The following is a 1,164-nucleotide window of genomic DNA, read 5'->3' on the forward strand; positions in this document are numbered from 1 at the left end:
AGCGCGACCGCGTCCGGGGTGGCCGCCACCCGGTCGTCGAACAGGTCGAGCACTCGTCGCGCCGTCACCACTGCACCGCCGTGTCGTTCCAGCCGTCGACCTGGTCGGTCGCCAGTTCTGCGGTCGCGTCCCCGTCCGGGTCGGCGGCCATGGACTCCAGCACCCGCCGGTACATCCCGGCCATCAGCTCGCCGTGCTCCCGGCTGACGAACGCCGGGTCGGCGGTGAGCGCGAGGTGGCCGGGCACGGTCGACACCGCGAGCGGGAACTCGTTCGCGCCCTCGCCCGCGCCCTCACCGACCCCGATGCCGCCGCTGTCGCCCAGGTCGATCTCGGCGGCGTCGAACTCGCGGTAGCTGAACATCACGTCGAGCATCCGGCCGGGACCGGCCAGCTCCGCGATGGCGGGCATCGGCATGGTCCGGTTCGGCCACATCCCCGCCTCCGCCGCGAAGACGCCCCGGACCAGGTCGCGCCACGTCGCGGCCCGCCCGTCGTACGGGAACGGCACGGTGTTGAGGTACATGCCGGGCACCCGTTCGACGCCGTCCGACGCGGGTCGGGAGTCGGTGACCAGCCCGGTGTAGAAGGGGCCGGGCGCGAGCCGGGAGAGCACCGCCAGGTGCGCGCCGAACAGCACGCTCTTGATCGGCACGCCGGCCGCCGCGCCCAGCCGGTCCAGGCCGTCGCGCAGGTCACCGAAGGCCACCGGCAGGACGTAGGCCGGTCCGGCGTCGCCGCCCCAGCCGTCGGGCAGCGTGAACCTTGCGTTGCCGGTGACGACCGAGGTCCAGTGGTCGACGACCCCGGTGGACCTCAGCGCCTCCAGTTCGGCGGCGATGAAGTCGGCGTAGCGCACGCGCGGCAGCGGCTGCAATCGGGGCACCTGCCCGTCGCGGAACGCCCGGTACAGCTCCAGCAGTTCGCCCATGAGCAGCCGTTGGCTCCAACCCTCGGTGATGGCGTGGCACGACGTGACCGACAGCCACCAGCTGCGGTCGCCGTCCACGTGCGCGGTGATCCGCTCCAGCGGCGCCACGAGCAGGTCGAACGGCGTCGCGCGTTCCCGCGCGGTGAACTCCCGCAGCCGCGCCTCCAGCGCCGCCCGGTCGAGGTGGCGGACGTCGTGCACGTCCACCGCCATGTCGGCCCGGTCGTGCACCA

1 protein-coding gene is annotated in these 1,164 nt (G+C 73.6%); it reads right to left on the reverse strand.

All coding sequences use genetic code 11. The features are described 5' to 3' along the window. Positions 1 to 64 precede the first annotated feature (64 nt). The coding region (locus AB0G02_RS41425) for a condensation domain-containing protein (protein ID WP_360806407.1) at positions 65 to 1,164 on the reverse strand (1,100 nt) is incomplete at its 5' end.

This window comes from Actinosynnema sp. NPDC023658 (assembly GCF_040639995.1).
Lineage (GTDB): Bacteria > Actinomycetota > Actinomycetes > Mycobacteriales > Pseudonocardiaceae > Actinosynnema.